This window comes from Treponema sp. (assembly GCF_017430385.1).
GTDB lineage: Bacteria > Spirochaetota > Spirochaetia > Treponematales > Treponemataceae > Treponema_D.
This window is the reverse complement of record NZ_JAFRNB010000089.1, coordinates 1-6,008: the sequence shown is the minus strand read 5'-3', so window position 1 is coordinate 6,008 and position 6,008 is coordinate 1. Positions and strand designations below refer to the sequence as shown.

At 44.0% G+C, this 6,008-nt stretch carries 8 protein-coding genes; all 8 read right to left on the bottom strand.

The window, feature by feature from the left end:
* The coding region (locus IJJ71_RS06120; protein WP_296845948.1) for a PD-(D/E)XK nuclease family transposase at nucleotides 1-493 on the bottom strand (493 nt) is incomplete at its 3' end.
* Nucleotides 494-636: 143 nt separating this feature from the next.
* Nucleotides 637-2,232: a WD40 repeat domain-containing protein gene (locus tag IJJ71_RS06115; protein ID WP_296845947.1), complete on the bottom strand. Its 1,596-nt coding sequence runs from the start codon at nucleotides 2,230-2,232 to the stop codon at nucleotides 637-639.
* A 141-nt stretch (nucleotides 2,233-2,373) separates the two neighbouring features.
* Entirely contained in the window at nucleotides 2,374-3,423 is a 1,050-nt protein-coding gene (locus IJJ71_RS06110) for an SPOR domain-containing protein (RefSeq protein WP_296845946.1), read from the bottom strand.
* Nucleotides 3,420-4,022 (bottom strand): response regulator, encoded by a 603-nt coding sequence (locus IJJ71_RS06105; RefSeq protein ID WP_296845945.1) that lies wholly within the window; start codon nucleotides 4,020-4,022, stop codon nucleotides 3,420-3,422. Before IJJ71_RS06105 ends, IJJ71_RS06110 begins: the two co-directional genes overlap by 4 nt.
* On the bottom strand, nucleotides 4,009-4,491 hold the full coding sequence (locus IJJ71_RS06100) for a regulatory protein RecX (protein WP_296845944.1): 483 nt from the start codon (nucleotides 4,489-4,491) through the stop codon (nucleotides 4,009-4,011). Before IJJ71_RS06100 ends, IJJ71_RS06105 begins: the two co-directional genes overlap by 14 nt.
* 64 nt (nucleotides 4,492-4,555) lie before the next feature.
* A complete protein-coding gene (gene rpsI, locus IJJ71_RS06095; protein ID WP_296845943.1) occupies nucleotides 4,556-4,951 on the bottom strand; it encodes a 30S ribosomal protein S9 in 396 nt (131 codons plus the stop codon).
* Between the two features lie 12 nt (nucleotides 4,952-4,963).
* A complete protein-coding gene (gene rplM / locus IJJ71_RS06090) occupies nucleotides 4,964-5,392 on the bottom strand; it encodes a 50S ribosomal protein L13 (protein WP_296845942.1) in 429 nt (142 codons plus the stop codon).
* Nucleotides 5,393-5,575: 183 nt separating this feature from the next.
* Nucleotides 5,576-5,806 (bottom strand): hypothetical protein, encoded by a 231-nt coding sequence (locus tag IJJ71_RS06085; RefSeq protein ID WP_296845941.1) that lies wholly within the window; start codon nucleotides 5,804-5,806, stop codon nucleotides 5,576-5,578.
* Between the last annotated feature and the right edge of the window lie 202 nt (nucleotides 5,807-6,008).

Genomic DNA, 6,008 nt, shown 5'->3' with positions numbered 1-6,008 from the left:
GGTCGAAGAAAACCACATTAAGCTTATCAGAGAGCCGCGTTCCGTTTGCCTTTCTCATATTGTACCACGAAAGAGGTGAGCTGTCATCTTTGTCGAACTCGAAATTAAGCACCGAAATCTGATAGGCGGGCGGCGTGTCCCAGTTGTCGCCCTTCATGTTCGATGTGCTGAGGAGTCGTGCGACTTGAATCTCGGCACGGTCGCCATAGTCGTAATCTTCGCTCCTTGCCTGCACTTCGATGTCAGCCCGCTCCCCGTCATTGAACTTGACGCTGACATCGAAACTCATCTGAGATTCTTTCGCCACCTGTGTGGGCGGCTCGTTAGGCATGAGCTGGACTTCCATGATTTCCCGGCTCAGAATTGTCGAGAGAAAATCTTTCAATGCCGCGTTTGACTCTTTCGTGTCTGCCGTGAACATCGCCTTGAAAGATGAATCACACAGAGGATCCAAAAGTGCCGTTGGTGAAGGTCGTAATGTTGTTGTTGCCATAAAAACTCCTGTTGTAGCTTGATATGCAGAATCCACCGCGGAGCAAACATCTCGTCCTGCGCCTTACAGATTCTGCATATTAATAGCAAGAATTTTTGCATTTTCGGCAATGTAAATGGAAAAAAGTCAGAATTTTACAAAATTTATTTTCGTCTGAAACTCTTTGTCGGCATCGCGACTCCGATATGGGCTTTCATCAGCCAGTGCAGGTTCGAGTCATACTGAACTCCGCCCCAGAGCCTTGCCCATTTCCATTGAACACCAACGACAAGCTCTCCGTAGCCACCGAAATATGGCTTTCCATGATGCGGATATTTCAGGCTGTTATCAAACATCATTCTGACATTCCAGCCAGCACCGGCCTCGCTGAAAACATGGAAATCAAATTCTTTATTATAATATACAAGTCCGATAAGGCCGCCAGAAGCGAGAGTGTACAAGAATGGAGCCGAAAGCTGCTCCCCGCCTTCGTAATAAGTGTAAGGAAATTCGCTGCCAGGTACTCCAGCTCCAAGTGAGCCTACTGCGCCCCAATAGAACGGCGGGCGGAAATAATTTCTGTAACCAGCCTCGAAAATGGCATTTCCTAGATAATAATTCGTTCCCAGCCGCCCATATCCAACGCTCAAAGTAAGGCTGTTCTCAAGCTTGTTTTCCTGAGTTTTCTCATCTTCTGGCACGAATTCTTCACCGCTCAAAACCCACCTGTAGATATATCCCTGTTCAGTTCCGATAATTACATATTTTCCGTCCGGGCTGAAAGCAAGGCTCTTTGCGCTGTCACCATACATGAGTTTGAAGGAATTTTCTTCCAGACCACTTGCGATGTCATAAATTTTGACGCAACCTGAATCAACTCCCGCCACAATTTTTGTTGAATCAGCCGAAAACTCTGCCGTGAAAGAAAATCCAGCCGGCTCTTCGACCGTCAAAAAATCGGAAGCATCATTCGATGAAGTAACAACAAGTGTATTCTGGTCTTTTGCCGAAAGAAAGTGAACGCTGTCTTCCGCAAATTTCGGCTTTATCCTCGTGAGCGTATAACATTCAAATTCTGTCAGCACTTCCCACGAAGTCGTGTCCACAACCCGCACAGCTCCGCTCTCACTAGTCACAAGAACTCGCTTTCCAGCCGGATTTGAACTCAATCCCCAGATTCCATCTGCAAAATCAAGTTTTTCTTCGACCTTAAACTGACCGCTTTCAGGCAGACGCAAGCTTTCATAAAGATTTTTTCCGTCAAGTGGAAGAAGGATTTTGTAATCACCAGCGAATACGGCATCAGGAATAGAATTTCCAGTTCCTGTGATTAATGTTGAGTCAGAATTAGTACCAACGCTGTGAATCAATGCCGTGTTATCGTCACGAACACTGAGCATGTAACGGCCGTCGCTTGTAAATTGAAGGGAAATGATATTCGCCAAAGGATTTGAATTTTCGCTTACGGAATTTGAATAAATCGCCGCGATTGTGTTTGAATCAGCATTCCAGAGGATGACCAAATTGTTCCAGCTGGTCGCAAAATATTTTCCGTCACGAGTCCATGCCACCGCATTCACAGGAGCCGCAGATTTTGCAAGATAGTCCTGACTCAAATCTTTTTCCGGCTCATTTTCAGAAGAGCCATCCCCCACAACAGGTGAAGAGCCATCGGAAACAGACGGATTTTCGACAGGAGCAGAAGGCTCAGCAGGCTCGGCATTATTTTCCTGAGCAAACAGTGAGAAAGAACATATCAATAAAAAAGCACAAAAAAACTTGCGCACTAAATACGACACTCCATAGATTGTAACTCAATTTTTTCTATTTCAAAAGAGTTCACCATTTAAGAGTATCGGCAAAAAAAACGCTAAACTTTAATGGATGACTTTTATCGAATCTTACTCAAACAGCGGGTAACATTCAAAACCAGCCGTCCGAAGTTCCTCTCCGATAGTTCCTTTTGAATTCTCATTCACCACGACAAGATAATATTTCGTACCGCTTGGCCGAACTTCCGTTGTAATTTCTGCCTTGAACCCTTTCGCCGCAACCCGGTCTACAAGAGCCTTTGCATTTGCTTCCTCGCGGAAAAGCCCAAGCTGCTGCCGGATGATTTTCTCTGCTTTGTCAGATTTTTCAATATTTTCTGATTTTGATGAAGATGAAGCTGGAGAAACAGCCGAAGCCGATACAGTGCTGTCAGTTGACGCAACACCCGCAATTTCAGGCAAATCAACGCCGTTCCGTGGCACGAAATACCAGAACGGAGTCGGCAAAGTCTGAACCTCGCCCTTTACGATTGCCCCCTCCATGCTCTTCGGGTAATTTTTTTTGAGATTGTCGGCATATTGTGCTTCACCGGTCAAATGCCACAAAGTAAGCAGAATTGACGGACGAACGACTTTCATTGAATCAAGGGTTGCATAAGTCTTGAGCATGGCGACAGCTTCCTTTGTATCGGACTCATTTTTTGCCTTGCAGAGCGCACTCCACTGCTCATAAAGCTTCACGAACGCCTTAATTTTCTCGTCTTTTGTGTTTCTTACAGCGGAATTGAGGTAACTGTCAGCACTCGCATAGTCTCCCGCGCACAAAGCACAGCGAACAGCATCAATCACAAGTTCCTCAGAATTTTTATTCGGAACCCCGACAACGACATTCTCCGCACTTCCCTGAATTGAAGCCGCCTGGGCATAAGTTTTCTGGGCTTCGGCGTACTGCCCCTGCTGCTCAAGAATCCCGGCAAGGAAAGCATAGACAGCCCTCTTTTCATAGTTCACGGAAACAGAAGCGACATTTTTTTTGAGATATGCAACAGAATCGCTCACCGAAGATTTTTTTGCGGCGTTCTCAATCACTACCTTCGCGCTAAGAGCGTTATTCTGAGCAGAAAGAGGAAGAATCACAGAAACAGTTACTAATATAGAAAGAAATATTCGTTTTTTCATTTTTCAATTATATTTTTTACAACCTCGGAAATTCTTGTCAAATCCAAGGGCTTTTTCATAAAACAACGCACCCCCATCTCGCTAACCTTTTCCTCAAGATTCTCACTCTCAAGGGCGGTAATCACGATGACAGCAGGTTTTCCAAAACGCTCGTTGTTATTGATTCGCTTGCACAAATCAAATCCGTCAATTCCAGGAAGATTCAAATCAAGAATCACGATTCCAGGCAGCTTTTCCGCCATCAGTGAACCGGCCTCAAATCCGTCAAAGGCCTGATAAACAGACAGCGACTCAAATTCTTTGAGCATATATTTTGCAATTACAGAATTCAGTCCCCGGTCATCATCTACAATAAGAAGCCCTTTTGGTGTATATTCTGCTCCGTCACATGCGGAATACACTTCCTGCGGAATCTGAATGTTCCGGCTCTTCATAAATGCCAGCAAATCTTCCGGATAAACCCGAAACTGGCCTCCAGGAGTATTGAATGCTTTCAGATGCTTGTTTTTAATCCAGTTGATGGCCGTCTGATTGACTACACCACACAATTTGGCGACTTCAAGCGCGGAATACAAAACAGTTTTTTCACTCTGAGCCACTATCCAACCCTTCTTTATTATTTTTAAATATTGCTTGTATTATTTTATATGAAAATCCACTATCTGCAAGCGATTTTAATATTTTTTGCTCATTTTTATTTTTGGAAACCAATTTTTTGTAAGCGGCATCACACAGCGCATACTCATCATTTACTTCAAAATAAGATTTTACGCACTGAGTCGCAATCTGCCTCGAAATACCCCTGGCACAAAGTTCCCGGACAAGCCTTATACTTCCGCGAGGCTTGAACGCGCACTGGCTGCGAATCCAATAAGAGGCATACCGCTCATCATCGAGATATTTTTTAGACTCCAAAAAATCAAGTGCCTGCTTTACAACTTCTTCGTCAAATTCTTTTTGAATCAGCTTCCGTTCCAGAGAAGCCCGACATTGCTCACATCGCGCAAGAGAGCGGGCTGCAGCCTCAATGGCAAGTTTCACACTTGGATCAGTAATTTCTTCCGGCATAGTCTTCCAACAATAAAAAAACGCCCACTTTTGGGTGAGCGTTTTGCACAAACGAAAATATAAATTATCGTTTTGAGAACTGGAAGCGTCGGCGAGCACCACGCTGACCGTACTTCTTTCGTTCTACCATTCGGCTGTCTCGTGTGAGGTAGCCGTTTGCTTTGAGAGATGCACGAGCATCTGGATCAATCTGGAGCAAAGCACGAGAAAGACCATGCAAGCAAGCTGCAGCCTGACCTTTGATACCGCCACCCTGAACATTGATCAAGATGTCATATTTGTTCTCGTAGTTTGTTACGAGAAGTGGCTGGTGAACAGTGCGAACCTCAGCCTCTGTCGGGAAGTATTCTGCTACATCCTTTCCGTTTACGACGATTTTTCCTGAGCCTTCACGAACAAATACGCGGGCAACAGATGTCTTTCGTCTTCCTGTACCGATTGCAATATTTTTTACTGCCATGATAGACTCCTATTAAAGCTCGATTTTCTTTGGGTTCTGTGAAGCATGTGGATGCTCTGAACCAGCATAGATTTTAACATTGCCCATGAGACGGCGACCAAGCTTGCCGTTCGGGAGCATACCTGCGATTGTGCGAGCCAATGGCTGTGTTGGGTGTTTTTCGATCAATTTCTCGAATGAGTAGCTGCGCAAACCACCAACGAAACCTGTGTAGTGACGATAGAGCATATCTGTGCGTTTGTTGCCAGAAACAGCTACTTTGTCTGCATTGATGATGACAACGAAGTCACCCATTTCCTGGTTTGGTGTGTAAGTTGGCTTGTTCTTTCCACGAAGAATTGAAGCAACTTTTGCTGCAACGCGACCGAGCGGCTTTCCTTCCGCATCGATGATGTACCAATCGCGTTTCTGTTCATAGTCTTTAACGAAAATGGTTTTCATTCTTTTAACCTTCAATATAGATTCTTTTGTATCGCACTGATTGCATCTTCAGATTGACACTTGCAAGCGATGAGCAGTCACTCGCAATGAATATACGGGGACTAATATAATAGAATTTTATTTCTTTTTAATCAATAGAATTCCAAATGGAATTCCGCATTCTTTTAGGAAATTTTTTATTGCTCATTTCTCATTTGTGATGGCTTCCATTTCTTCCCTTTTTGCCTCGTGGCGGTCACGGATGTCAGCAATTCCAATCAAAATCGCAAGCAGACCGACAACAGCGGCGAGAACCGGCATGGCACCTTTCAAAAAGAAAACAACTTCCTCGCCCCAGCTCAAGCCAAGCCCAGTAGGAAGACAAGCAAAAACTGTAAATGCAATACAAAGAATTCCAAAAATTATTGTTACCATGCAATTATTATAGAAGAAATCCTAAAAAGGGGGAAGAAGGGGAGTTAGAAATTAGAAATTAGACATAAATTGCAATAACAACTTGAAACAACAAATTTGTTAAGCTGTTTTTCTATAAATTTTATCTAACTCAGCTTCAAATAGTTGAGCTGGAGTTTTATAACCCAATATTTTTCTAGGAAGATTGTTCATCCAGTCTTCC

Bases quoted from the DNA above. Each gene is read 5' to 3' on its own strand.
- IJJ71_RS06110 (WP_296845946.1), bottom strand. From the start codon at position 3,423: ATGAAAAAACGAATATTTCTTTCTATATTAGTAACTGTTTCTGTGATT.
- IJJ71_RS06100 (WP_296845944.1), bottom strand. From the start codon at position 4,491: ATGCCGGAAGAAATTACTGATCCAAGTGTGAAACTTGCCATTGAGGCT.
- rpsI (WP_296845943.1), bottom strand. From the start codon at position 4,951: ATGGCAGTAAAAAATATTGCAATCGGTACAGGAAGACGAAAGACATCT.
- rplM (WP_296845942.1), bottom strand. From the start codon at position 5,392: ATGAAAACCATTTTCGTTAAAGACTATGAACAGAAACGCGATTGGTAC.
- IJJ71_RS06085 (WP_296845941.1), bottom strand. From the start codon at position 5,806: ATGGTAACAATAATTTTTGGAATTCTTTGTATTGCATTTACAGTTTTT.